A 22,814-nucleotide genomic window follows, 5' to 3' on the forward strand; every position below is an offset into this window, starting at 1 on the left:
GGCGCGTAGTCGACCCAGGGCGCGATCGACCAGCAGACGACCTGGACGACGATGGATGGTCCGACCGTCCGGCGCAGGCCGTGGCGGTCGAGCAGGCGTCCGCGCCAGGGGCCGGAGATCGCGATGGCGATGGTCGAGGCCGCGGTGACCAGGCCGGCCTGGCCGTAGGTGTGACCGAGCGAGGCCACCACGTGGAGGGTGAGGATGACCATGCCGGCGAAGAGGGGAACGCGCACCAAGAGCCCGAGCAGGAGGATCCGGCGAGTGTCCCGGATCGCCAGCACGTCCCGATAGGCGCCCACGTTCATGACACCAGCGAAGCACCCGGGGCGACAGGGCGCACATGGATTTCGACATCGAAGATCGCTGTGCCCTCGGTGTTCGTGGAGCGATGACTCGTAGATCACAGCGGATCGTCAGTCGAGCACTTGTGACCGGACGACAACAGGAGTTGGGTGGGATCATGGCGAGACAAACCGGCAGATCAGACCTCCCTGCGGCCCCCAACCCCGCCTCGCCGCAGGACATCCGCAACGTCGTCCTCGTCGGGCCCGGCGGGGCCGGCAAGACGGCACTGTTCGAGGCGCTCGTCGCCGCCCGCGTCCCCGGGCAGCGCCCGTCGGGCAACGGGCACGTGCGCACCTCGAACCTCACCGCAGCGTCGTTCGACTCGAACGGTGTGACGCTCAACCTCCTCGACACCCCCGGCTACCCGGACTTCGTCGGGGAGCTGCGGGCCGGCCTGCGTGCCGCTGACGCCGCCATCTTCGTCGTCTCCGGAGCCGACGACGTCGACCGGCCGGTGTCCCTCCTCTGGCGCGAGTGCGCCGCGGTCGGCATGCCGCGGGCCGTCGTGGTGACCCATCTCGACCAGCCCCGCGCCAACTTCGGGAGCACCGTCGAGACCTGTCGCCGTACCTTCGGCGACGCCCGGGCCACTCACTGGCCCGTGCTCGAGGACGGCCAGCTCACCTCTGTCGTCGGCCTCATCACCGGCTCCGACGACGACCTCGCCACCGACGAGCAGCAGGACGCCCGACACGCACTGATCGAGTCCGTCATCGAGGAGTCCGAGGACGCAACGCTCCTTGACCGCTATCTCGAGGGCGAGCAGATGGAGACGAGCGCGATCCTCGAGGACCTGCGCACGGCGATCGTCCGGGGCACCTTCTTCCCGATCCTGCCGGTCTCCCCGATGACCGGCGCCGGGGTCGAGGACCTGCTCTCGCTCATCGAGCAGGCGTTCCCGGACCCCAGCGTGCATCCGCTCCCCGCGGTCACCACCCCGGCAGGAGCGGCGATCGAGGGCGTCACCTGCGACCCCGATGCTCCCCTCGTGGCCGAGGTGGTGCGCACGACGACCGACAACTACGTCGGTCGCCTGTCGCTCGTGCGGGTCTTCTCCGGCACCCTGCGCGTCGACGACACGGTTCACGTGTCCGGGCACCTGGGCGACTTCGTCGGCCACGAGGTCGCCGGCCATCCGTCGCACGACGACGACGAGCGGGTCGGCCCCTTGGCGTCGCCGTTCCTCGACACGCACCGGCCCCGTGGAACCGCCATCGCGGGTGACCTCGTCCTCGTCTCGAAGCTCGCCCGCGCAGAGACCTCCGACACCCTGTCGTCCGGTGACCGCCCGGCCGTGGTCGCGCCGTGGCTGCTCCCCGAGCCGCAGCTCCCGGTGGCCATCCGTGCCGTCACCAAGTCCGACGAGGACAAGCTCGCCGGCGCCCTGCAGCGCCTCGTCGCCGAGGACGTGACGATGCGCATGGAGCACAGCGAGACCGACCAGGTCGTGCTCTGGACCATGGGCCAGGCCCACGTCGACGAGCTCATCGGCCAGCTCGCCGACCGCTACGGCGTCACCGTCGAGGCGGAGCCCTACCGCACTGCGCTGCGCGAGACCTTCATCCGCAAGGTCTCCGCCCAGGGCCGGCACGTCAAGCAGTCCGGCGGCCACGGTCAGTACGCCGTCTGCTCCATCATGGTCGAGCCCCTCCCCCGCGGATCGGGTTTCGAGTTCGTCGACAAGGTCGTGGGCGGTGCGGTGCCGCGGCAGTTCATCCCCTCGGTCGAGAAGGGCGCCCGCGCCCAGCTCGAGAAGGGGCTGCTCACCGGCCACCCCGTCGTCGACGTCCGGGTCACCCTGGTGGACGGGAAGGCCCACTCGGTCGACTCGTCCGACGTCGCCTTCCAGACGGCTGCCGCGCTCGCGCTCAAGGAGGCCGCCAACGAGTCCACCGTGGCCCTCCTCGAGCCGATCGACAAGGTCGACATCACCATCGCCGACGAGTACCTCGGAGCGGTCATGGCCGACCTCCGCGGCCGTCGCGGCCAGGTCGTCGGCACCGAGCCGGCCGAGGAGCAGGGCTGGACCATCGTCCACGCGGAGGTCCCGGCGTCCGAGCTGGCGCGCTACCCGATCGACCTCCGCTCGGTCTCGCACGGCACCGGCTCCTTCGTCCGCGAGCCCGTGCGCCACGACCTCATCCCACCGGACAAGGCGAGGGAGCTGCTCAAGGCCTGATCACGTGAGGAGGGCGGTGACGACGAGGCCCCGCGCTCCCGACAAATGGCTGGACAGGAACACCTCCGGTTCGACTACTCTGGCGCGAGTATTCGATCCGGAGGTCTTCCATGCGTCACCGGTGCTCACCATGACTCGCCGCCGCGTCAACAACCCCTTGGCGCTGGCGGTGCTCTCGTGCCTCCAGGAGCGCCCCATGCACCCCTACCAGATCTCGTCGACGCTCCGGCAGCGCGGCAAGGAGCAGAGCATCCGCCTCAACTTCGGGTCCCTCTATGCCGTCGTGACCTCCCTGGAGAAGCACGGCCTGATCACGCAGCGGGAGCGGATCCGGTCAGGCAACCGCCCCGAGCGGACCGTCTACGAGATCACCGAGGCGGGGGTCACGGAGTTCGAGGACTGGCTCGCCGAGCTGCTGCGGACCCCGACCGCCGATCCGAGCCCGTTGGAGTCCGCACTCTCGCTCATCGCCGGCCTGCCGCCCGACGAGGCCGCGGAGCTCCTCGAGGAGCGGACGACTCGCCTGGATCTGGAGGCGCGACGGATCGGCGCGGACCTCGAGTGGTCCCGGGAGCAGGGTCTGCCGGAGGTGTTCCTCATCGAGGCCGTCTTCCGCGAGGCCATGGTCCGCGCGGAGCGGGACTTCGTCATGCGGCTCGCTGCGGACATCCGGTCCGAGGCGCTCGGCGGGACGAGCGCCTGGCGCCGCGTCCACGAGCTGCGCGCGGAAGGGGTCCCCATGGACGAGATCCTGGGCCGAGCGGGTGAGCTGCTCGGGCCGGACGCTCGCATCCTGGAGCCCGGCCACGGCCCCTACGAGCCCCCACACAGACCCCAGGAGCCGGGGACAGATCCCTCCGGAGCCTGAGAACACCTCCGGCCGGGCGCGGCAACGCCCGACCGGAGGCCATCCTCGAGTCGGTCGCCGACCTGCGAGATCGGCACTCAAGGCACAGCGACAGCCTACGGCAGCGACGACCGGCTCCCGATCGGCCCACTGGGCCACGAAGGAGTCACCATGTCACACCAGAGGGCAACCGCCCCCTCACCGTCGGCGGCCCAGTCACCAGGGTCGACGCCGACGTTGGCCATCGAGGCCGAGCACCTCCACAAGACCTATCCCGCAGGCCGTCGCAAGCCACCCGTGGTGGCGTTGGACGACCTGACGGTCCGGGTCCGCTCGGGCGAGATCTACGCCCTGCTCGGCCCGAACGGCGCGGGCAAGTCGACCACCGTCCGCATCCTGTCCACCCTGTCCCGGCCGCGGTCGGGGTCGGCGCAGGTGGCCGGTCACGACGTCGTCCGTGAGCCAGAGGCCGTCCGACGCTCGATCGGGCTGGTCTCCCAGAAGCCGAGCGCCGCCCCCCTCATGACGGCCCGGGAGAGCCTCGTCATGGCGGCCCGGATCCATGGCATGAACCGGGCCAGGGCCGAGGCGAGGGCCACCGAGCTGCTCGAGCGCTTCGGGCTCGGCGACGCCGCGGACCGGCTGACCCGGACGTTGAGCGGCGGGATGAACCGTCGGCTCGACATCGCCATCGCCCTCGTCAACGGGCCCGGCGTCCTCTTCCTCGACGAGCCGACGACGGGTCTCGACCCCGAGGCACGCGTCCAGCTGTGGGCGGAGATCGCGCGGCTGGCCTCGGCCGACCGGATCACCGTCCTGCTCACGACGCACTATCTCGACGAGGCGGACCACCTGGCCGACCGGGTGGCGATCATCGACCGGGGTCGCCTGGTGGCCGAGGGGACGCCGGACGAGCTGAAGAGCGAGCTCAACGGTGACCGCGTGGTGTTCGAGCTGCTCGAGCCCTCCGCGGGACCGGCAGCGTCGCAGTGCCTCGCCGGGGCACCGGGCCTGACCGAGATCAGCGTCGACGGCCGGCTCGTGCGAGCCCGCACGGACCATGGGGCCGCCGTCATCACCAGCGCGCTCGACCTGCTGGAGACCGCCGGGATCGAGGTCGGCTCGGCGACCCTCTCGCGACCCTCCCTCGACGACGTCTATCTCCGGCATGCCGGGCGCGCGTTCGAGGAGGTGGCCTGATGACGACGCTGGCGACCCACTCGGCCATCATGACGAGGCGCTCGGTCTCCGCGCTCCTGCGTCAACCGGCCTACGTCCTCTTCACCCTCGTCCAGCCCGCGATCTGGCTGCTCCTCTTCGGCGCCCTCTTCGAGAAGGCCGTGCAGATCCCGGGCTTCGCACCCGAAGGGGGCTCCTACCTCGAGTTCCTCACGCCGGGGGTCGTCGCCATGACCGCGCTCTTCTCGGCGACCTGGGCCGGCACGGTCTACATCGAGGACATGAACCTCGGCGTCATGGACCGGTTGCTCGCCTCGCCGGTGCGCCGCGGGGCCATGATGAACGGCACGATCGCCTACCAGAGCATCACCACGGTCGTGCAGACCGCGATCGTCCTCGGGATCGCCTACGTCGCAGGGGCCCGCTTCGCCAACCCGGCGAACGGCATCGTGCTCACCTTCGTCGCGGCGGTGCTCCTTACGGTCGTCTTCGCCGCACTGTCGAACGCCCTGGCCCTGCTGGCCCGCACCCAGGACGCCCTCATCGGCATCAGCCAGCTGCTCACGCTGCCGCTCGCGTTCCTCTCGTCGGCGATCATGAACACGGCCCTGGCCCCGGACTGGGTCGAGAGCGTGGCGCGCTTCAACCCGTTGGACTGGGCCGTGGTGGTGAGCCGGGAGAGTCTGGCGGCAGCCCCGGACTGGGCGGTCATCTGGCCGCGCCTCGCTGCGCTGGCCGGACTCGCGGTCGTCATGAGCTGGCTCGCGACAAGGGCCTTCTCGGTCTACCAACGGTCCGTCTGAGAGGGGCCGGAGGAGCCAGACCTTCGGGGGCCTCTGCACTCAGGGGATGACGAGCGACACAGCGTGGATGAGCACGCCGATGAGCCCACCGACGAGCGTGCCGTTGATCCGGATGAACTGGAGGTCCCGCCCGACCTGCAGCTCGACGCGCTCGGCAGTCTCTCGGCCGTCCCAGCGGTCCACGGTGTGGCTGATGACGCGGGTGAGCTCGGTGCCATAGCGCCCGACGCCGTAGACGACGGCGTCGCAGATCCGGGCATCGACCTTGTCGCGCAGCTCGCGGTCGTCGAGGAGCCGCTGCCCGAGTCGGGTGACCTCCTCGACGCCGCGGGCCCGGACCGGGCCGTCCTCGTCCTCGAGGGCGGCGATGGCGACGCCGCGGAAGGACTGCCAGAGCGACATCGCGGTCACCGACACCTGTGGGTGGGAGAGCCACCTCTCCTTGAGGCGCTCGGCGCGCTCCTGCGTGACCGGGTCGTGCTGGAGGTTGTCGGCGAGGTCGGTGAGCAGCTTGTCGAGGGCGATCCGCACGTCGTGCCTCGGGTCGCGCCGGATGTCGGCCAGCCACTTGAGGGCCTCGGTGTGGATGCGGCGCGCGACGATCTCGTTGAGGGCGTCCGGGACCCACGACGGGGCCCGCTGGACGATGAGCGACTCGAAGAGGGACTCGTTGGCGACGAGCCACGCGGCGCCCTCGTCGAGCGCGAGGTCGACGAGGCCGGTGTGCGAGCCGTCGCGGACGACCTGCTCGAGGAGTCCGCCGCCGAGTGAGCTGATCGGCTCCTTCATGAGGCGGGGCAGCACCGCCTGCTCGATGACGGTGCGCACGTCCTCGTCGGGGATGCGGTGCAGGGCGTGGGCGCCGACGGTGGCGACCTCGTCGACGAGGCGCTTGGCGTGGTGGTCGGTGAGCACCCACTCGGCGGCGCGGCGGGTCGGCTCGGCGTCGAGGACCCGGTCGCGGATGATGTCCTCCTGGAGGAAGTTCTCGCCGACGAACTCCTCGAGGCTGCGGCCGATCATCTCCTTCTTGCGCGGGATGAGCGCGGTGTGCGGGATGGGCAGGCCGAGCGGGTGCCGGAAGATGGCGGTGACCGCGAACCAGTCGGCGCACGCCCCCACCATCGAGGCCTCGGCGCCCGCGTTGACGAAGCCGAGCAGTCCGTCGTCGCGGCCGCGCGTGAGGACGTAGACGATGGCGGCCAGGACGAGCAGTCCCGTGGCGACGAGGCGCATCCGGCGCAGGTCCTGGCGTCGCTGGGCGTCGACGACGGGGTCGACGACGAAGCCGAGGGTCCCGCTCAAGGTGGCCTCCTCGCGAGGTCTGGGCCGCGAGTCAGGTCACGGCTTCGAGGGCGAACGTCAGCGCATCGATCCTCGCACGCGTCTCGCCGTCCGTCGCAATCCGTTCCCCGATCCTCGTCGCCACCTCGCCGATGACCTCACGGTCGAGGCCGGCCGGAAGCCGGAGGACGACGCGCAGGACGCCGGCGCCTGCCGGCTCCCCAGCCTCGAGACGGTGGCCGGCCACAACCGGCTCGTCGCGGACCGCGGCGCCGACCGCGCGCGCGACCTGCTCGTCACGGTGTGCCGGCACCCAGGCCCGGTCCTGGGCCAGGGCCCACAGCATGCTCGCGCGAAGCACTGTCGCATGGGGCGAGGAGACGTCGACGAGGAGGACGTCGCACGACTCGGCGACGGCCGCCTGGGCAGCGGACGACGCCGGGACCGGGACGGGCCGCGCCCCGGGGTCCCAGGCCGCGAGGGACTCGAGCGAGGAGAACATCGGCAGGCCCTTGCGGCCGTCCGGCGCCGTGAGGGTCACCGCCGCCATGTCGCTGCGCGTGTCGGTGACGAGCCCGCCCTTCTCGTCGACCTCCGTGGGGATGGCAACGACCGGCACGAGCCATCGAACGGCCGCGACCCGAGACAGGAGCTCGGTCTCGGCGTCGGGGGTCGGCTCGGCCGCGCAGGCCAGCAGGGCCGCGACGAGCCCGGGGTCCGCCTCGCCGCGGTCGTCCGCGAAGCCGTGGCTCGGGATCGTCTTGCCCGCCCAGGCCTGGCCCGCCGAGTCGGAGGGACGGCCCTCGGCGTCGAGGTGCCCGTGGCGCTCGTGGCCGTGCTGCTCGTGCCCGTCGCCGTGGCGATCGTGGTCGTGCTGCTCAGGGCCCTGCTGCCCGTCGCCGTGGCGATCGTGCCCACGCGGCTCGCCCCCGCCGCGGCGTCGTGCGGTCACTGCGCTGGCCGCCCGGCGACGTCGAGCGCCTCGCGCAGGGTGAAGGCGCCGCGATAGAGGGCGGACCCGATGATGGCGCCCTCGATGCCCTCGGGGACGAGGTCGCGCAGGACGCGGAGGTCGTCGAGCGTGGAGACGCCTCCGGAGGCGACGACCGGCCGCTCGGTGCGTGCGCACACCTCGCGGAGGAGCCCGACGTTGGGCCCCTGCAGCATGCCGTCCTTGTTGACGTCGGTGACGACGTAGCGGGCGCACCCCTCGCGGTCGAGGCGCTCGAGGGTCTCCCAGAGGTCGCCGCCCTCCCGCGTCCAGCCGCGCGCGGCGAGCCTGGTCCCGCGCACGTCGAGGCCGATGGCGACCCGGTCGCCGTGCTCGCCGATGATCCGCGCAGTCCACTCGGGGTCCTCGAGGGCCGCGGTGCCGATGTTCACCCGGCGGCAGCCGGTCGCGAGCGCGGCGTCCAGCGAGTCGGCGTCCCGGATCCCCCCGGACAATTCGACCGCGATGTCGAGCCGTCGGACGATCGAGTCGATGAGCTCGCGGTTGCTGCCCCGGCCGAAGGCGGCGTCGAGGTCGACGAGGTGGATCCACTCCGCACCCTGGTCCTGCCACGCCTTGGCAGCGTCCCAGGGGTCGCCGAACCGTCCCCCGCTGCCCGCGATGCCCTGGACGAGCTGCACGGCTTGGCCGCTGGCGATGTCCACCGCGGGGAGGAGCTGGAGTCGGGGCAGATCGGTCATGCTCGGGTCTCCTTGTGGCTCAATGGGATTGCGTATGCCGCTGGGCTGGCTCACAGCGTGCGTACCCAGTTCTCGAGCAGGTGGAGTCCGGCCTCCCCGGACTTCTCGGGGTGGAACTGCGTCGCGCAGAGCGGACCGTTCTCGACGGCGGCGACGAACCTCGCGCCGTGCCTCGCCCACGTGACGATCGGGGCGACCACGGCGAAGGCTCCGGTCGGCTCCAGCTCCCACGTCTGGACGGCGTACGAGTGGACGAAGTAGAAGCGCTCGTCCTCGACACCGGCGAAGAGCCGGGAGCCCTCGCCCACCTCGACCTCGGACCACCCCATGTGCGGGACGATGGCCGCGGGCAGACGCTCGACGGTGCCCGGCCACTCCCCCAGGCCCGGCTCCGGGTGATCGGAGCGCTCGGTGGAGCCGTCGAACATCACCTGCATGCCGACACAGACCCCGAGGACCGGTCGTCCGCCGCTCAGTCGGCGGCCGATGACGCGTGGGCCGTGCACGGCGCGGAGGCCGGCCAGGCAGGCGTGGAAGTTGCCGACGCCCGGCACGAAGAGGCCGTCGCAGTCGGTGGCGACGTGAGGATCGGCGGTGAGCTCGACGGTCGCGCCGACACGCTCGAGGGCGCGCACGGCAGATCGCACGTTGCCGCTGCCGTAGTCGAGGACCACGACGCGGGGCGAGGTCGTCATCGTCAGAGCGCTCCCTTGGCGCTGGGGATCCCGACGACCCGATCGTCGCGGGCGATGGCCGCGCGCAGGGCGCGGGCGACCGCCTTGAACTGGGCCTCGACGATGTGGTGGGGGTCGCGGCCGGCGAGGACCCGCACGTGGAGGCACAGTCCGGCGTTGGAGGCGAGCGACTCGAAGACGTGCCGGGTCATCGACCCGGTGAAGTGCCCGCCGATGAGGACGTACTGCTGGCCCTCCGGCTCACCCTCGTGGACGACGTAGGGCCGCCCGGCGACGTCGACGACGGCCTGTGCCAGGGCCTCGTCGAGCGGGACCGTCGCGTCGCCGAAGCGGGAGATGCCCACCTTGTCGCCGAGGGCCTCGCGCAGCGCCTGGCCGAGGACGATGGCGGTGTCCTCGACGGTGTGGTGCACGTCGACGTCGATGTCGCCGGTCGCCTTGACGGTGAGGTCGATGAGGGAGTGCTTGGCGAGGGACGCGAGCATGTGGTCGTAGAAGGGGACGCCCGTCGAGACGTCGGACTCCCCCGTCCCGTCGAGGTCGACGGTGAGCTCGATCGACGACTCCGTCGTCGTGCGGCTGATCCTGGCGGTGCGGCTCATGAGGCGACGTCTCCCGTCGGCTGGGCGAGGTGGGTGGGGGCGAGGGCGGCCATCGCGCGCAGGAACGCAGCCGTCTCCTCCGGGGTGCCGGCTGTGACCCGCAGGTGGTGTGGGATGCCGACGTCGCGCACGAGAACACCGTCGTCGAGGAGGGCCTGCCACGTCGCCTTCTCGTCGCGGAGGCCACCGAAGAGGACGAAGTTGGAGTCGCTCTCGAGGGGTGTCCCGCCCAGCTCGGCGAGCTCCCGGACGAGCCGGTCGCGCTGCTCCTTGATCGCCTCGACGGTGCCGAGCATGAGGTCGGCGTGCTCGAGGGCGACGCGGGCGATGGTCTGCGTCGGCGTCGACAGGTGGTAGGGCAGGCGCACGAGCCGCAGGGCGTCGACGACCTCCGGCGCGGCGACGAGGTAGCCGAGCCGTCCCCCGGCGAAGGCGAAGGCCTTGCTCATCGTGCGGGTGACGACGAGACGGGGGTGCTCGGCGACGAGCGACAGGGCACTCCGCGTGCCGGGCCGGGCGAACTCGGCATAGGCCTCGTCGACGACGACCACGGCGTTCGGGGCCGCCCCGAGGACCGCGCCGATCACGTCGAAGGGCAGCGCGGTGCCCGTGGGGTTGTTGGGCGAGCTGAGGAAGACGATCGACGGGTCGTGGGTGGCCGCCTGCTGCGCAGCCGAGTCGGGTGCCAGGCCGAAGGTCCCCTGCTCGCGCGCGCCGTCGATCCAGCGGGTCCCGAGCGTCTCGCAGATGATGGGGTGCATCGAGTAGCTCGGCGTGAACCCGAGCGCTGTGCGCCCGAAGCCGCCGAAGGCCTGCACGATGTGCGAGAGGACCTCGTTGGAGCCGTTGCCGGCCCAGATCTGCTCGGGCGTGAACACCTCGCCGGCCTGCTTCTCGAGGTAGGCCGCCAGGGCGCTGCGCAGACGCGTGAACTCGCGGTCGGGGTAGCGGTTGAGGCCTGCGATGTCGTCCTCGAGCGCGTCGAGGATCGCCTTGACGACGACGTCGGGGACGGGGTAGGAGTTCTCGTTGGTGTTGAGGCAGACGGGCACGTCGAGCTGCGGGGCGCCGTAGGCCGTGCGGCCCCGCAGGTCCGGGCGCAGCAACCGCTGGACCTCTCCCGCGGCGTCAGTCACCGTGGCACCTCGTCGCCGAAGCGCGCCGTGACGGCCTCCCCGTGCGCCGGCAGGTCCTCGGCCTGGGCGAGCGTGACGACGTGAGCGGCCACGTCGCGCAGGGCCGCCTCGTCGTAGTCGACGACGTGGATGCCGCGGAGGAAGGACTGGACCGACAGTCCGCTCGAGTGCGTGGCGCAGCCCGCCGTGGGCAGGACGTGGTTGGACCCGGCGGCGTAGTCACCGAGGCTCACCGGGGCGTAGGGGCCGACGAAGACCGCCCCGGCATTGCGCACACGGGCGGCGACCGCGGAGGCGTCGCGGGTCTGGATCTCGAGGTGCTCGGCCGCGTAGGCGTTGACGACGGCCAGGCCGGCCTCGACGTCGTCGACGAGCACGACGCGGGACTGCGTGCCGCGCAGGGCCGTGCCGACCCGCTCGGCGTGCTTCGTGGCCGGGACCCGACGGGCCAGGGACGCGAGCACGGCATCGGCGAGCTCCTCGCTGTCGGTGACGAGGACCGAGGCCGCGAGCGGGTCGTGCTCCGCCTGGCTGATGAGGTCGGCTGCCACGTGCTCCGCGTCGGCACTCGCGTCGGCGAGGATCGCGATCTCGGTCGGACCGGCCTCGGCGTCGATGCCGATGAGCCCCTTGAGCAGGCGCTTCGCGGCGACGACCCAGATGTTGCCCGGCCCGGTGACCATCGACACCGGCTCGCACGCGACGGGCACGCCGTCACGGACGTCCTCCTCGTCGACGAACCCGTAGGCGAACATCGCGACCGCCTGGGCGCCCCCGACGGCGTAGACCTCGTCGACGCCGAGCAGGGCACACGTGGCGAGGATGGTGGGGTTGGGGTAGCCGGTGAAAGCGCCGGTGTTCTCGCGCTGCGGCGGCGAGGCGACGGCGAGCGAGCCGACGCCGGCGAGCTGGGCGGGCACGACGTTCATGACGACACTGCTCGGATAGACCGCGAGGCCCCCGGGGACGTAGAGGCCCACCCGCTCGACGGGGAGCCACCGCTCGGTGACCGTGCCACCGGGCACGACCTGCGTCGTCGTGTCGGTGCGCCGCTGGTCCGCGTGGACGAGGCGGGCCCGCCGGATCGACTCCTCGAGGGCGGCCCTCAGGTCGGGGGCCAGCTCGTCCAGGGCGGCCCGCAGGACCTCGCCCGGCACCCGCAGGTGCGTGGGCCGGACCCCGTCGAACCGCTCAGCGAGGTCGCGCAACGCCTCCGCGCCCCGATGCGCGACGTCGTCGCAGATCGGCCGCACCTGCTCGAGGGCGGCCGTGACGTCGAACTCGGCTCGGGGCAGCGCCCCACGCAGGAAGCGCACGTCGAGCGGGCGTCCGCGCAGGTCGAGGGTGGACATCATGGGCCCAAGTCTAAGAGGCGTCCACGGACCGGGACGCGCCGTCTCAGGCTCCGACCCCGGCCCCGGGCGCCGGAAACCCTCGGGGGTCGGGAGGTCACGTGCAGCGGGTGCCGGCACAGCGGCATACGGCTGCCGTATGCCGCTGGGCTCGCTCGCGAGCGCGACCTCCCGCCCCCTCAGGTCTGGTCGATGAGCACGGCGGTCTCCCACGCCCACTGCCGCCACGTGTCGTAGCGGCCGGACTGCCCGCCGTGGCCGGCCGCCATCTGCGTCCGGAAGAGGATCGGTCGCGCGTCGGCGACCTCCCGCGTGGCGTGGCGCAGGGCCGCGACCCACTTCGCCGGCTCGGTGACGAGGACTCGGGTGTCGTTGAGCGAGGTCGTCACGAGCAGCGACGGGTAGCGCTGGGGCCGGACGTTGTCGTAGGGGCTGTAGGCCCGCAGGAGGGCATAGGCCGTCGGGTCGTCCAAGGGGTTGCCCCACTCCTCCCACTCGACGACGGTGAGCGGCAGCGACGGGTCGAGGATCGAGGTCAGCGCGTCGACGAAGGGGACCGACGCGTGGATGAAGGCGAACCGGTCGGGAGCCTCGTTGGCCACGACGCCCATGAGCAGGCCCCCGGCCGAGCCTCCTTCGGCGGCGAGGCGTTCCGGGTCGATGAGTCGGCTGGCGCGCAGCTCGTCCGCGCACGCGACGAAGTCCTCGAAGGTGTGCCGCTTGTGCTCGAGCTTGCCCGTGTCGTACCAGTGCCGGCCCATCTCGGACCCACCGCGGACGTGGGCGATGGCGAAGACCCATCCGCGCTGCAGCAGCGACAACCGCAGGACGGAGAACCACGGGTCGCTGGAGATGCCGTAGGCGCCGTAGGCGTGCAGCAGGCCCGGAGCCGTGCCGTCGACCGGTGTGTCGCGGTGCCGGACGACGGACAGGGGGATGCGGACGCCGTCGGCCGCCGTCGCCCAGAGCCGCTCCTGGACGTAGTCGCCGGGGTCGTGCCCGCCCCGCACCTCCTGCCGCTTGAGCACGGTGAAGGTGCGGTCGGTGACGTCATAGTCGTAGACGACGCGCGGGGTGACGAGGGACTCGTGGACGACCTGGATCGATGCTGCACCGACCTCCGGGTTGGCCCCCAGCGCGACCGTGTGGATCGGCTCCGCGAACTCGATGTCGTGCGGTTCGCCGAGCCCGCCGCCCGGGAGCCGGCGCACGAGCCGGAGCCGGGTCTGCCCCTGCCTCCGCAGCGACACGACGACGAAGTCGGCGAAGCCGTCGACCCCCGTGACGTACTCGTCGTCGTCGGTGACCTCGAGCCGCTCCCAGTCGTCGGGGGACGTGCTGTCGATGGGTGCGATCGCCACCTCGAAGTTCGGCCGGTGCGCGTTGTGGACGATGAGCAGCCGGTCCCCCACGGGCTCGACCTCGTACTCGACGCCGTCCCGCCTCGGTGCGACGATGCGGAACTGCCCGGTCGGGTCCGCCGCGTCGAGCATGCGCACCTCGGTCGTCGTCTTGGACCCGATCGCGACGAGGACCTGCCGGTCGTCCCGCGAGTTGCCGACGCCGACGAAGAACCGCTCGTCGGGCTCGTCGTGGACGAGGACGTCCTCCTCGGCGCTCGTGCCGATCTCGTGGCGCCAGACCTGGTGCGGTCGCCACGCCTCGTCGACCCTCGTGTAGAACAGGTGGCGTCCGTCGAGGGACCACCCGATCGAGCCGCCCGTCCGGAGCACGGCCTCGTCGACGAGCTCACCGGTGGCGATCCGACGGACCTTGAGGTCGTAGCGTTCGTCGCCGACGACGTCGACACCCCAGACGAAGAGGTCTCCCGCGGGGGAGACCTCGCTCGGCCCGACCGCGTAGAAGTCGTGCCCGCGGGCCTCGGCGTTCTGGTCGAGGAGCACCTCCTCTCCCGCCGGCGCCTGCTCCCCGTCGAGGGACGGCCGCTCCGGGTGCTCCGCGACGAGGACCCTGCCCTCCACGGGATACTGCTCGCCCTCGATGGTCCGCGAGTAGTACCACCATCGGTCATGACGCACCGGCACACTGAGGTCGGTCTCGTGGATCCGCGACCGGAACTCCTCGTAGATGGTCTCGGCGAGGGGGGCCAGGTGCGCGGTCTGCTCGACGGCCCAGCCGTTCTCGGCAGCGAGGTACTCCCGCAGCTCGGCCCCGTCACGGTCGGACATCCACGCGTACGGGTCGTCGAAGCGGTCGCCGTGGAGCTCGCGCGTCGACACTTCGCGTCGGGCGATGGGAGGGTGCTGCATGCGCGCATCGTAGGCGGTGGGCCGGTGCGGGCTCCGACGCGGGGGCGTGCTGTGGCGACGTGAGCGCGACGACGGAGGCCGCCGCCTGCCGCGTGGACCCGTGACCCCCTCCCGGTCCGTGGGTACGTTGAGGCCATCCACCCATTCGCCGCGAGAAGGAGTCCCTGATGGACCCGATCGAACCGGCCCATGGCGTCGGCGTCCTCCTGCTGATCGCCGCTGTCGCCGTCGTCACCCTGCTCTGGCTCATCATGAAGGTCAAGCTCCACGCCTTCGTGTCGCTCGTCCTCGTCAGCCTGCTGACCGCCGTCGCGGCCGGGATCCCCATCGCGGACATCCCGAGTGCGCTGATGAGCGGCTTCAGCAGCACCCTCGGATCCGTGGCCCTGCTCGTCGCCTTCGGTGTCATGCTCGGGCGGCTGCTCGAGATCACCGGCGGGGCGCAGGTGCTCGCCGACACGCTCATCTCGAGGTTCGGCGAGAAACGCGCGCCCTTCGCGCTCGGTGTCGCGGCCCTGGCCTTCGGTTTCCCGATCTTCTTCGACGCAGGCCTCGTCGTCTTCCTGCCGATCATCTACACCGTGGCGCGCCGGTTCGGCGGCTCGATCCTGCTCTACGGCCTTCCGACCGCTGGGGCGTTCGCGGCGATGCACGCGATCGTGCCCCCGCATCCCGGGCCCGTCGCCGCCGCCGACCTCATGGGCGGCGACATCGGCATCACACTCCTCATCGGTGTGCCGGTCGCCATCATCAGCTGGTACGTCGGGGCCTACCTCGTGTCCCAGCGCCTCGGCAAGCGCTACGTCGTCGACGTCCCCACCCTGCTCTTCGGGGAGCTCAACGGCGGAGCGAAGGGTCCGGTCGGCCCTCTCGCCAAGGTCGACACGGACGACGTGGTCACCCCGGCGGACCTCGAGGGCGAGGCCGTCACCGGTGGCGCTGCCGCCAGTGACGACCCGGTCGCCACTCGGAGCACGACGACCACCACCGCGGCGACGCCCGGGTTCGGGACCGTCCTGCTGCTGCTCCTGCTGCCGCTCGTGCTCATCTCGCTCAACACCGGGATCAGCACCCTCATCACGAGCGGGACCATCGCCGAGGACGCCACGTGGGCCAACGCGCTGCAGCTCATCGGCCAGACACCCGTCGCGCTGCTCATCACCGTGCTGGTGAGCCTGCTCGTCCTCTCACGGGGCCGGTTCACCATCCCCGAGGGCAGCCGGATCCTCGACGAGGCCCTGGGCCCGATCGCGGCTGTCGTCCTCATCACCGGTGCGGGCGGCATGTTCGGCGGCGTGCTGCGTGCTTCCGGCATCGGGCAGGCTCTCACCGACTCCCTGTCCGGGCTCGGCCTCTCGCTCATCGTCCAGGCGTTCCTCATCGCGACCGCGCTCCGCGTGGCCCAGGGATCCGCGACGGTGGCCCTGACGACGACTGCCGGTCTGCTCTCGGCCCAGGTGGCGGCCGAGGGCCTCAGCGACGTCCAGATCGCCTTGCTCGTCTTCGCGATCGCCGCCGGGGCGACCGTCCTGTCGCACGTCAACGACTCGGGCTTCTGGCTGGTGAGCCGCTTCTTCGGCATGGACGAGAAGACCACCCTCAAGACGTGGACGGTCATGGAGACCACGCTCGGCCTGTCGATCTTCGCCGTGGCCTCGATCCTCTGGCTGGTGGTCTAGGTGGCCCTGCCACGCCATGTCGTCCTCATGGGGGTGTCGGGCAACGGGAAGACGACGATCGGGACCTGGCTCTCCTCCGAGCTCGATCGCGTCTTCGTCGAGGGGGACGACTTCCACCCCCCGGAGAACATCGCGAAGATGAGCTCGGGCGTGCCCCTCGACGACGACGACCGCCGGCCCTGGCTCGCCGCCCTCGCGGAGGAGGTGGTCCGGCTCGAGGCCGCGGGCCAGCAGTCGGTCATGGCCTGCTCGGCCTTGAAGCGCCGCTACCGCGACTGGCTCCGGGAGGGCTACCCGCAGCTCTTCTTCATCCTGCTCGACGCCGACTACGACACGATCCTCGAGCGGATGAAGCGGCGGGAGCACTTCATGCCGCCGGCCCTGCTCCGGTCGCAGTTCGACACACTGGAGCCGCTGGAGGAGGACGAGGCGGGGGTGGTGGTGTCCGCGCGCGCAGCCCCCGACCAGGTCGTCACCACGGCGCTGGCGGCCCTGGAGGACGCCGGTTCGCGCCAGGCCGGCTCAGGCTGAGTCTTCGCCCTGCCAACGAGACAGCGGGCGGCCCGGGACCCATCGGTGGTCCCGGGGCCGCCCGCTGCTGGACTGGCAGGTGCTACTTCCGTCCCTTGCCATTGTTGCCGGGCGTCAGGTCGAGCCCGACGATGACAGGGTCATGGTCGGAGTTGCGGAACTCGTCGGGAGCGTAGAGCGACTCGACCTGGCCCGCGGACTTGAAGTCCGTGTTGTAGTCGAGCACCGACGGCTCATCCGCGTTGACGTGCCACTCGGCGACACCGGTGACCTGTGCTGCGAGGCTCGCCGTCCCCATCGCGTGGTCGAGGTAGCCCCACTGGCCGTCGAAGACGTAGGAGTACGGGTTCTCCTCGCCATCGGCGTACTCCCGGATGAGGTCGGTGTAGCCGGCACCCTTCAGCAGGGTGATCGGGTCCTCCATGGCGTAGGAGTTGAGGTCACCGATGATGAGGGTGTCCTGCTCGCTCGTGCCCGTCGGGTCCGAGGCGAGCCAGTCCGCGAGCAGCCCGGCCGCGGTGACGCGCACGTCGTTGCAGTTGCCCTGCCCGTCGTTCGCCGCCGGAGTGTCACACGCGCTGCCCTTGGACTTCAGGTGGTTGACGACGGCGACGAAGCTGCCGCCCGTCCCCTTCTCGACGAAGGCCTGGGCCAGGGCGGGACGGTTGCGCTCCTCGCTGTCGCCACCCGTGACGAACTCCTCGGTGTTGAGGACCGCCGTGTCCCCCATCGGGACGACCGCGTCCCGCTGGTAGATGACGCCGACCTTGATCGCATCCGTGCCGAGTGCGTTGACCTGTCCGGTCCGCTCGTCGACGTCGACGTAGCCCCACGTTCCCGGCTCCGTCGCGGCGTTCAGCCGGTCCACGAGGTCGGCGAGGGCGCTGTCGGGACCGTAGCCGTCGTTCTCGATCTCGACGACACCGACGACCTCGGCACCCATCCCGACGATGGCCTCGACGGTCTTGGTGGCCTGCCGCTCGAACTCGAACTCGTCGTCGGCTCCACGGCAGTCGGCAGGCGGACCACCGACACCGAAGGTGCAGTTGTTCACCTCGTCCGGGCGACCGTCCCACGTGTTGAAGTAGTTGAGGACGTTCATCCCGGCGACCTGGATCCGGCCACCGACCTCGGGGACGCTCTCGGGCCGCTCGTTTGCTGCCTCGAACTCGGCGACCCCGTCGAGGGCGCCGATCGGCCGCAGCCGGTAGGCGTTGCCGCTCGCGCTGTTGCCCGCCCACGTGTAGGTCATCACGCCGACGGCGCCGGTGACGGTGTCACCGCCACGAAGCGTGTTGTCAGCCGACAAGGGCTGGCCGTCCCGGCCCCAGGGGATCGGGTCGGGGTTCTGCCTCTGTGAGGCGTCGTCGATGATGAGCCGGCGGAGGTTGTTCGCCGCCTGGAGGGCGAGGGCCTCGTCCCCGGGCGCGACGACGTTGGTGGGCTGGTCGAGTCGTCCGTCGGAGGAGACGACGACCTGGCCGAAGCGGCCGAGCTGGAAGTGCTCCGTCACCGTCATGGTCTGTGGGACCGTCACGAGCATTCCCTCGTAGCGCTCGAGGGTGGTGGGGTTCTCGACCGGGAAGCTCACGGCCGCCGGCTCGACCGAGCCCGTGCCGCAGGGAACCGGGTCACCGGTCAGGCTGATCTGCGACTGGCCCTGGTACTCACCGGCCCGTCCGACGACGAGCACGCGGTCGCCGACGGCGACGAGGTCCTCGTCGCTCGGCTCGAAGACGAAAATGGCGTCGGACGTGGCCGGGTTGCCGTCACCCTCCGCTGCCTGGACGTAGAACCCGCGCAGGCTCGACGCGCCCTCGTAGTCACCCACCACGATGCCCTCGACCCTGACCGATCCCCTTGTGGTGACCTCGGGGCCATCCCCCTGGATCTCGGGGATCGTGGTCGTCGCGCTCTGGCAGGCGTCCGCGGGGACCGTCGTGAAACGGAGGAAGTGGTCGGTCGCCATGGCGTCCGGCGGGTCCTCGGTGTCGAGGTCGGTGACGTGCGCGGCAGACACCTGGAGCGTGCAGGCCTCGCCCGCCCCGAAGTCGGTCACGGCGTCGACGGTGAAGGTCGTCGGCCCACCGGCCACGGTCACCTCGTGGGATCCCGAGTCAGCACACGAGAGGCTGAAGGCGTCGTCGGTGACCGCCACCGGCTCGTTGAAGGTCACCGTGAGGACCTTGTCCAGTCCGACGTGGGTCCAGTTGTCGAAGGGGATCGTCGCTGCGACGTCGGGAGCGCGGTCCCGGATGCCGGGGTGCCTGCCCAAGCCGTCGAAGTCGTTCTGCGCGAAGCCGTCCCACTCCACCGCGGGGACGAACTCGTCGAAGGGGTCGGTGTCGCCCGCCTCGACCGAGTCCTTGCGCCGCAAGGTGTTGTCCGCGGTCGACGTGAGGCCGGTGCCCCACTGGGATCCGGGGTCGAAGCCGATCTGGCCGATGCTGTCGATGACGTTCGTGCCCTTGCGGAGCACCACGGCGTCGTCCCCGTTGAACCAGCCGGACCCGTTGGTCTGGTCGGCCTGGTCGAGGACCTCTGCGAAGGCGGAACTGTGGGCGACGACGAAGACGTCGCCGTCGGCGACAGACCCGGTGAGGTTGATGGTCAGGCCCGCATTGGTGTTGCCGTTGAAGAACATCTGGACGTTGTAACCATCGGAGCCGAGGTCGATCGGCGCACCGGTGCCGTTGAAGATCTCGAGGGCCTTGTTGTTGCTCGATCCCTCGATGTACTCGCTGAAGAACAACTCGGTCGCGGCGGCGTTCGCGGCCGGTGCGGCGGCGACCATGGGGACGAGCCCCACACCGAGCCCGACCGCGCACACCGCGGCGACACGGCGTCGGAGATCACGTGGTTGGAGCATGTCTTCCTCTCTCGACGGGCAGGGAGGCGCCCGGACTCTGCGACCCTAACGCCGCGATCGCACCGGGGTCAGGAGAAGAGCCGGGAAACTTTCATCGCACGCCGGTCGACCGCCACGGGAACGAGCGGCTGCTGTCACGCGGGCCAGGCCGACAGCACCCGGCGGGTCTCGAAGCGCCGCCGCGTGCCGTCGACGGGGTCCTGGAACTCGAGGACGGCCGAGAGGAGCTGGAGGGGGTGCGAGAAGTCGTCGTCGGCGACCTCGCGCTCGACGGGATAGAGGTCGTCGCCGACGATCGGGATGCCCAGGCCCCAGAGCTGGCAGCGCAGCTGGTGGGTGCGCCCGGTCCGAGGCGTCAGCCGGTAGAGACCGAGCCCGTCCGCGGTGTCCTCGAGCTCGATGAGGGTCTCGGCGTTCGGTTCGCCGGGGACCTCGCGTGCCTGGTGGGTCCCGTGGTCCTTGACGACACGGGTGCGCCGCACCGTCGGCAGCGCGAGGTCACCGCGGACCGGCGCGACGGCGAGGTACTCCTTGTGGACCCGTCCCTCGGCGAAGACGCGCTGGTAGGGCCCGCGCCACCGCTGCTCCGTCGTGAACATGAGGACGCCCGCCGTGGGACGGTCGAGCCGGTGGGCCGGGGCGAGCCGCTCGAGTCCGGTCAGGACGCGGGTGCGCGCGAGCGCGGACTGGACGACGTGCCGACCGCGGGGCATCGTCGAGAGGAAGTGCGGCTTGTCGATGACGACGAGCCGCTCGTCGCGGTGCAGCACCTCGATGGGGAAAGGCACCTCGACCTCGGGGCGCAGCTCGCGATGCGTCCAGCAGACGGAGCGCGGCACGAACGGCGCGTCCACCGGCAGCGGCCGGCCCGCGACATCGACGAACTCGCCCGCACGCAGCCTGCGCTCGATCTCGGCAGGCGTCACTCCCTTGAGGCGGTCCACGAGGTGGTCGCGCAGGGTCTCCCACGGGCCCTCCTGCGGCATCCGGATCCGTTGCGCGTCGACGCCGTGACGCGGCGGGAGGGGCGAGGGCGGGATGGCTCCCCGCGCCACCTATCCCTCCTCGACGCGCAGGACGACGTCGCGCCCGAGGAAGCGGCCGTATGCCGCTGCGCTCGCTTCCAGCCCCCGGCGGGCCGTGGCGCTGAGCGGGGTGAAGGTCGTGACCTCGACGACGACGCCGTCCTTGCGCTCCTGACGCTTCCAGATGCCGGCCACCTCACCGTCGACGACGAGGGTCGGCTGGAAGACCATGTTGCGGCCGGGGACGACTCGCGCGACGTGCTCGTCCGGCAGGGTGACGTCGCGGGACTTGTAGCCGAGGAGGAACTCGTCCCACTGGGGCAGCAGGTGCACCCCGGTCGGTCCGTTGGGCGCCGGGCGGGCGTCGACGTGGGTGAGCCAGGTCTGGCCGTCGACCTCGTCGCGAACGATGCGGTCTCCCAGCAAAGCCAGAGCCTCCCGGGCGAAGCCGAGCGTGCCGGCGACCCATCCGGCCACGTCCTTCTCCGTCACGGGGCCATGGCTGCGGACGTAGCGCTCGACGATCGTCGCCATCGCCTCCTCCCGAGACGGTTGACGCGAGGTGGGCACCCAGGCGTCGATGAGCACGAAGCTCGGCTGTTTGCCGATCAGCGGCCCTTGGCAGAGCAGGCCGGTCATGCAGTGGTAGCCGACGAGGTGGTAGGCCCGCTGTCCGCTCGAGTCGATCCCCGCGCGGGCGAGCAGGGCAACGACGTCGGGGCGGCTCATCGGCTCGGTGAGGTGTTGCTCGAAGAGGTCGCGCGCACGCGCGGTGTCCTGCTCGTCAAGGCCGAGCTCACGGTGGCGGGTCTGCACTGAGCCGAGCACTCGGGCCGCGAGCAGCTCGCACATCCAACGGGCATCCTCGGCGGGAACCCAGTGGATCGTGCCGCGCATGGGCCAGGTCCGCACGATCTCGCGGTCGAGCACCGCCTGCTCGATCTCCTCCCGCGTGAGTCCGGAGCGGACGCCGAGGGACCACACGCCACTCGAATAGTCTTGGGCCTGAAGGGCGCCCAACTCGCGGGCGACGTCCAGGGCCGAGGCCGGCGCCGAGGACGTGCCGAGCGCCGGCGCAAGGCCGAGGGCGGCCATCCGCGCCCGGCGCAACCGCCTGCGGTCGGCCACCTTCACGACGTCACCGGGCCCAGCGGCATACGACCGTCCCTCACCCGAGGACCGCCGCGCCGAACTGGGCCTTGAGGTCTCCGAAGAGCGCCGACGTCGCGTTGACCCGCAGCGAGTCGTCGAGCGTCATGAGCACCGAACGGCCCGGCTGGGTCAGCTTGACCTGGACCTCGGTGGCTCCGGGGTGCTCGCGCAGGATCTCGCGGAGCCGCTCGGCTCTCGCGGGCGTGACCTGGGCCAGCGGGAGGCTGAGGACGACGGGCCCGCGCGGTCCCTCCTTGATGTCCGGGATGGTCAGCTCCTGGGCGAAGATCGAGATCGAGTCGTCCCTCGCGCTGATCCGGCCCTTCACCGCGCAGACGGTGTCCTGCGCGAGCATCGTCGAGAAGGTCTGGTAGGCCGACGGGAAGAAGAGGCACTCGATGGCGCCGTCGAGGTCCTCCACCGTCGCGATGGCCCAGAGGTCGCCCTTCTTCGTGCGCTTGAGCTGGAGGCCGGTGATGAGCCCGGCCACCGTCACGGGGGTGCCGTCGGGCTTGGGGTCGTCACCGGTGAGCGCGGCGATCGACGTGTCGGCGTGGGTCTGGAGGATGTGCTCGATGCCGAAGAGCGGGTGGTCGGACACGTAGAGCCCGAGCATCTCCCGCTCGAAGGAGAGCAGGGTCGACTTGTCCCACTCGATGAGCGGGACCGGCGGCAGCCCGTCGAAGGCGCCGGACCCGCCCTGGGCACCGGTGTCCTCGTCCATCCCGAACGCGCCGAAGAGGCTGTCCTGCCCGATGGCCTCCTGCTTCTTCACCTCGACGAGCGCGTCGATGTAGCGCTCGTGCACCTCGACCATCCCGCGCCGGCTCTCGCCGAGCGAGTCGAAGGCGCCGCTCTTGATGAGCGACTCGATGGTCCGCTTGTTGCACACGACCGCCGGCACCTTCGACAGGAAGTCGCGGAAGGAGGCGAAGGCCCCCTTCTCCTCGCGCGCCTTGACGATCGCCTCGACGACGGGCAGCCCCACGTTGCGGACAGCGGCGAGACCGAAGCGGATGTCGGTGCCGACTGCGGCGAAGTTGGCGACGGACTCGTTGACGTCGGGCGGCAGGACCTTGATGCCCATGTGGCGGCACTCGTTGAGGTAGAGCGCCGACTTGTCCTTGTCGTCGCGCACGCTCGTCAGCAGGGCGGCCATGTACTCGGCCGG

At 71.2% G+C, this 22,814-nt stretch carries 19 protein-coding genes; 6 read left to right on the forward strand and 13 right to left on the reverse strand.

Going from position 1 to position 22,814, the window contains the following annotated elements:
- A partial coding sequence (locus LOY02_RS09645; protein WP_410505937.1) for an MFS transporter occupies positions 1 to 308 on the reverse strand: 308 nt, incomplete at its 3' end.
- A 155-nt stretch (positions 309 to 463) separates the two neighbouring features.
- Here LOY02_RS09645 and LOY02_RS09650 point away from each other — a divergent pair.
- The 4 genes from LOY02_RS09650 (at position 464) to LOY02_RS09665 (ending at position 5,356) form a co-directional block, all read left to right on the forward strand.
- Positions 464 to 2,527 (forward strand): elongation factor G-like protein EF-G2, encoded by a 2,064-nt coding sequence (locus LOY02_RS09650; protein ID WP_317182140.1) that lies wholly within the window; start codon positions 464 to 466, stop codon positions 2,525 to 2,527.
- 130 nt (positions 2,528 to 2,657) lie between these two features.
- The gene (locus tag LOY02_RS09655; RefSeq protein WP_317182141.1) at positions 2,658 to 3,395 is read left to right on the forward strand and encodes a PadR family transcriptional regulator; all 738 of its coding nucleotides are present in this window, start codon (positions 2,658 to 2,660) and stop codon (positions 3,393 to 3,395) included.
- A gap of 150 nt (positions 3,396 to 3,545) precedes the next feature.
- Positions 3,546 to 4,574 carry an ATP-binding cassette domain-containing protein gene (locus LOY02_RS09660; RefSeq protein WP_317182142.1) on the forward strand — a complete coding sequence of 343 codons (1,029 nt, stop codon included), beginning with the start codon at positions 3,546 to 3,548 and terminating at the stop codon, positions 4,572 to 4,574.
- On the forward strand, positions 4,574 to 5,356 hold the full coding sequence (locus tag LOY02_RS09665) for an ABC transporter permease (protein WP_317182143.1): 783 nt from the start codon (positions 4,574 to 4,576) through the stop codon (positions 5,354 to 5,356). The genes LOY02_RS09660 and LOY02_RS09665 overlap by 1 nt, the downstream gene beginning before the upstream one ends.
- Before the next feature lie 39 nt (positions 5,357 to 5,395).
- Here the strand turns inward: LOY02_RS09665 and LOY02_RS09670 are convergent, their stop codons facing one another.
- From LOY02_RS09670 to LOY02_RS09705, 8 genes are all read right to left on the reverse strand, one after another.
- A complete protein-coding gene (locus LOY02_RS09670) occupies positions 5,396 to 6,661 on the reverse strand; it encodes a DUF445 domain-containing protein (protein ID WP_317182144.1) in 1,266 nt (421 codons plus the stop codon).
- Positions 6,662 to 6,692: 31 nt separating this feature from the next.
- Positions 6,693 to 7,592 carry an SseB family protein gene (locus tag LOY02_RS09675; RefSeq protein ID WP_317182145.1) on the reverse strand — a complete coding sequence of 300 codons (900 nt, stop codon included), beginning with the start codon at positions 7,590 to 7,592 and terminating at the stop codon, positions 6,693 to 6,695.
- Positions 7,589 to 8,332 (reverse strand): bifunctional 1-(5-phosphoribosyl)-5-((5-phosphoribosylamino)methylideneamino)imidazole-4-carboxamide isomerase/phosphoribosylanthranilate isomerase PriA, encoded by a 744-nt coding sequence (priA, locus tag LOY02_RS09680; protein WP_317182146.1) that lies wholly within the window; start codon positions 8,330 to 8,332, stop codon positions 7,589 to 7,591. Before priA ends, LOY02_RS09675 begins: the two co-directional genes overlap by 4 nt.
- A 50-nt stretch (positions 8,333 to 8,382) precedes the next feature.
- The gene (gene hisH / locus LOY02_RS09685; protein WP_317182147.1) at positions 8,383 to 9,027 is read right to left on the reverse strand and encodes an imidazole glycerol phosphate synthase subunit HisH; all 645 of its coding nucleotides are present in this window, start codon (positions 9,025 to 9,027) and stop codon (positions 8,383 to 8,385) included.
- A 2-nt stretch (positions 9,028 to 9,029) separates the two neighbouring features.
- The gene (gene hisB / locus LOY02_RS09690) at positions 9,030 to 9,629 is read right to left on the reverse strand and encodes an imidazoleglycerol-phosphate dehydratase HisB (RefSeq protein ID WP_317182148.1); all 600 of its coding nucleotides are present in this window, start codon (positions 9,627 to 9,629) and stop codon (positions 9,030 to 9,032) included.
- Positions 9,626 to 10,765 (reverse strand): histidinol-phosphate transaminase, encoded by a 1,140-nt coding sequence (locus LOY02_RS09695; protein ID WP_317182149.1) that lies wholly within the window; start codon positions 10,763 to 10,765, stop codon positions 9,626 to 9,628. The genes hisB and LOY02_RS09695 overlap by 4 nt, the downstream gene beginning before the upstream one ends.
- On the reverse strand, positions 10,762 to 12,120 hold the full coding sequence (gene hisD / locus LOY02_RS09700; protein WP_317182150.1) for a histidinol dehydrogenase: 1,359 nt from the start codon (positions 12,118 to 12,120) through the stop codon (positions 10,762 to 10,764). The genes LOY02_RS09695 and hisD overlap by 4 nt, the downstream gene beginning before the upstream one ends.
- Positions 12,121 to 12,296: 176 nt before the next feature.
- Entirely contained in the window at positions 12,297 to 14,387 is a 2,091-nt protein-coding gene (locus LOY02_RS09705; protein ID WP_317182151.1) for a S9 family peptidase, read from the reverse strand.
- A 167-nt stretch (positions 14,388 to 14,554) separates the two neighbouring features.
- Here LOY02_RS09705 and LOY02_RS09710 point away from each other — a divergent pair, with 167 nt between their 5' ends.
- Together LOY02_RS09710 and LOY02_RS09715 are read left to right on the forward strand one after the other, a co-directional pair.
- Complete coding sequence (locus tag LOY02_RS09710; protein WP_317182152.1) at positions 14,555 to 16,066, forward strand: GntP family permease; 1,512 nt, start codon at positions 14,555 to 14,557, stop codon at positions 16,064 to 16,066.
- Complete coding sequence (locus tag LOY02_RS09715) at positions 16,067 to 16,597, forward strand: gluconokinase (protein ID WP_317182153.1); 531 nt, start codon at positions 16,067 to 16,069, stop codon at positions 16,595 to 16,597.
- A gap of 82 nt (positions 16,598 to 16,679) precedes the next feature.
- Here LOY02_RS09715 and LOY02_RS09720 read toward each other — a convergent pair whose 3' ends face one another.
- From LOY02_RS09720 to LOY02_RS09735, 4 genes are all read right to left on the reverse strand, one after another.
- Positions 16,680 to 19,466: an ExeM/NucH family extracellular endonuclease gene (locus LOY02_RS09720; RefSeq protein WP_317182154.1), complete on the reverse strand. Its 2,787-nt coding sequence runs from the start codon at positions 19,464 to 19,466 to the stop codon at positions 16,680 to 16,682.
- Positions 19,467 to 19,600: 134 nt separating this feature from the next.
- Positions 19,601 to 20,521, reverse strand: coding sequence for a pseudouridine synthase (locus LOY02_RS09725; protein WP_317182155.1), 921 nt, complete (start codon positions 20,519 to 20,521; stop codon positions 19,601 to 19,603).
- Positions 20,522 to 21,625 (reverse strand): winged helix DNA-binding domain-containing protein, encoded by a 1,104-nt coding sequence (locus LOY02_RS09730; RefSeq protein WP_317182156.1) that lies wholly within the window; start codon positions 21,623 to 21,625, stop codon positions 20,522 to 20,524.
- Positions 21,626 to 21,659: 34 nt separating this feature from the next.
- The coding region (locus tag LOY02_RS09735; protein WP_317182157.1) for an OB-fold nucleic acid binding domain-containing protein at positions 21,660 to 22,814 on the reverse strand (1,155 nt) is incomplete at its 5' end.

This window comes from Intrasporangium sp., from assembly GCF_032907665.1.
GTDB lineage: Bacteria > Actinomycetota > Actinomycetes > Actinomycetales > Dermatophilaceae > Intrasporangium.

What these genes read in the sequence shown, in the direction of transcription:
- LOY02_RS09650 (WP_317182140.1), top strand. Translation starts at nt 464, where the DNA reads ATGGCGAGACAAACCGGCAGATCAGACCTCCCTGCGGCCCCCAACCCC.
- LOY02_RS09655 (WP_317182141.1), top strand. Translation starts at nt 2,658, where the DNA reads ATGACTCGCCGCCGCGTCAACAACCCCTTGGCGCTGGCGGTGCTCTCG.
- LOY02_RS09660 (WP_317182142.1), top strand. Translation starts at nt 3,546, where the DNA reads ATGTCACACCAGAGGGCAACCGCCCCCTCACCGTCGGCGGCCCAGTCA.
- LOY02_RS09665 (WP_317182143.1), top strand. Translation starts at nt 4,574, where the DNA reads ATGACGACGCTGGCGACCCACTCGGCCATCATGACGAGGCGCTCGGTC.
- priA (WP_317182146.1), bottom strand. Translation starts at nt 8,332, where the DNA reads ATGACCGATCTGCCCCGACTCCAGCTCCTCCCCGCGGTGGACATCGCC.
- hisH (WP_317182147.1), bottom strand. Translation starts at nt 9,027, where the DNA reads ATGACGACCTCGCCCCGCGTCGTGGTCCTCGACTACGGCAGCGGCAAC.
- hisB (WP_317182148.1), bottom strand. Translation starts at nt 9,629, where the DNA reads ATGAGCCGCACCGCCAGGATCAGCCGCACGACGACGGAGTCGTCGATC.
- hisD (WP_317182150.1), bottom strand. Translation starts at nt 12,120, where the DNA reads ATGATGTCCACCCTCGACCTGCGCGGACGCCCGCTCGACGTGCGCTTC.
- LOY02_RS09705 (WP_317182151.1), bottom strand. Translation starts at nt 14,387, where the DNA reads ATGCAGCACCCTCCCATCGCCCGACGCGAAGTGTCGACGCGCGAGCTC.
- LOY02_RS09710 (WP_317182152.1), top strand. Translation starts at nt 14,555, where the DNA reads ATGGACCCGATCGAACCGGCCCATGGCGTCGGCGTCCTCCTGCTGATC.
- LOY02_RS09720 (WP_317182154.1), bottom strand. Translation starts at nt 19,466, where the DNA reads ATGCTCCAACCACGTGATCTCCGACGCCGTGTCGCCGCGGTGTGCGCG.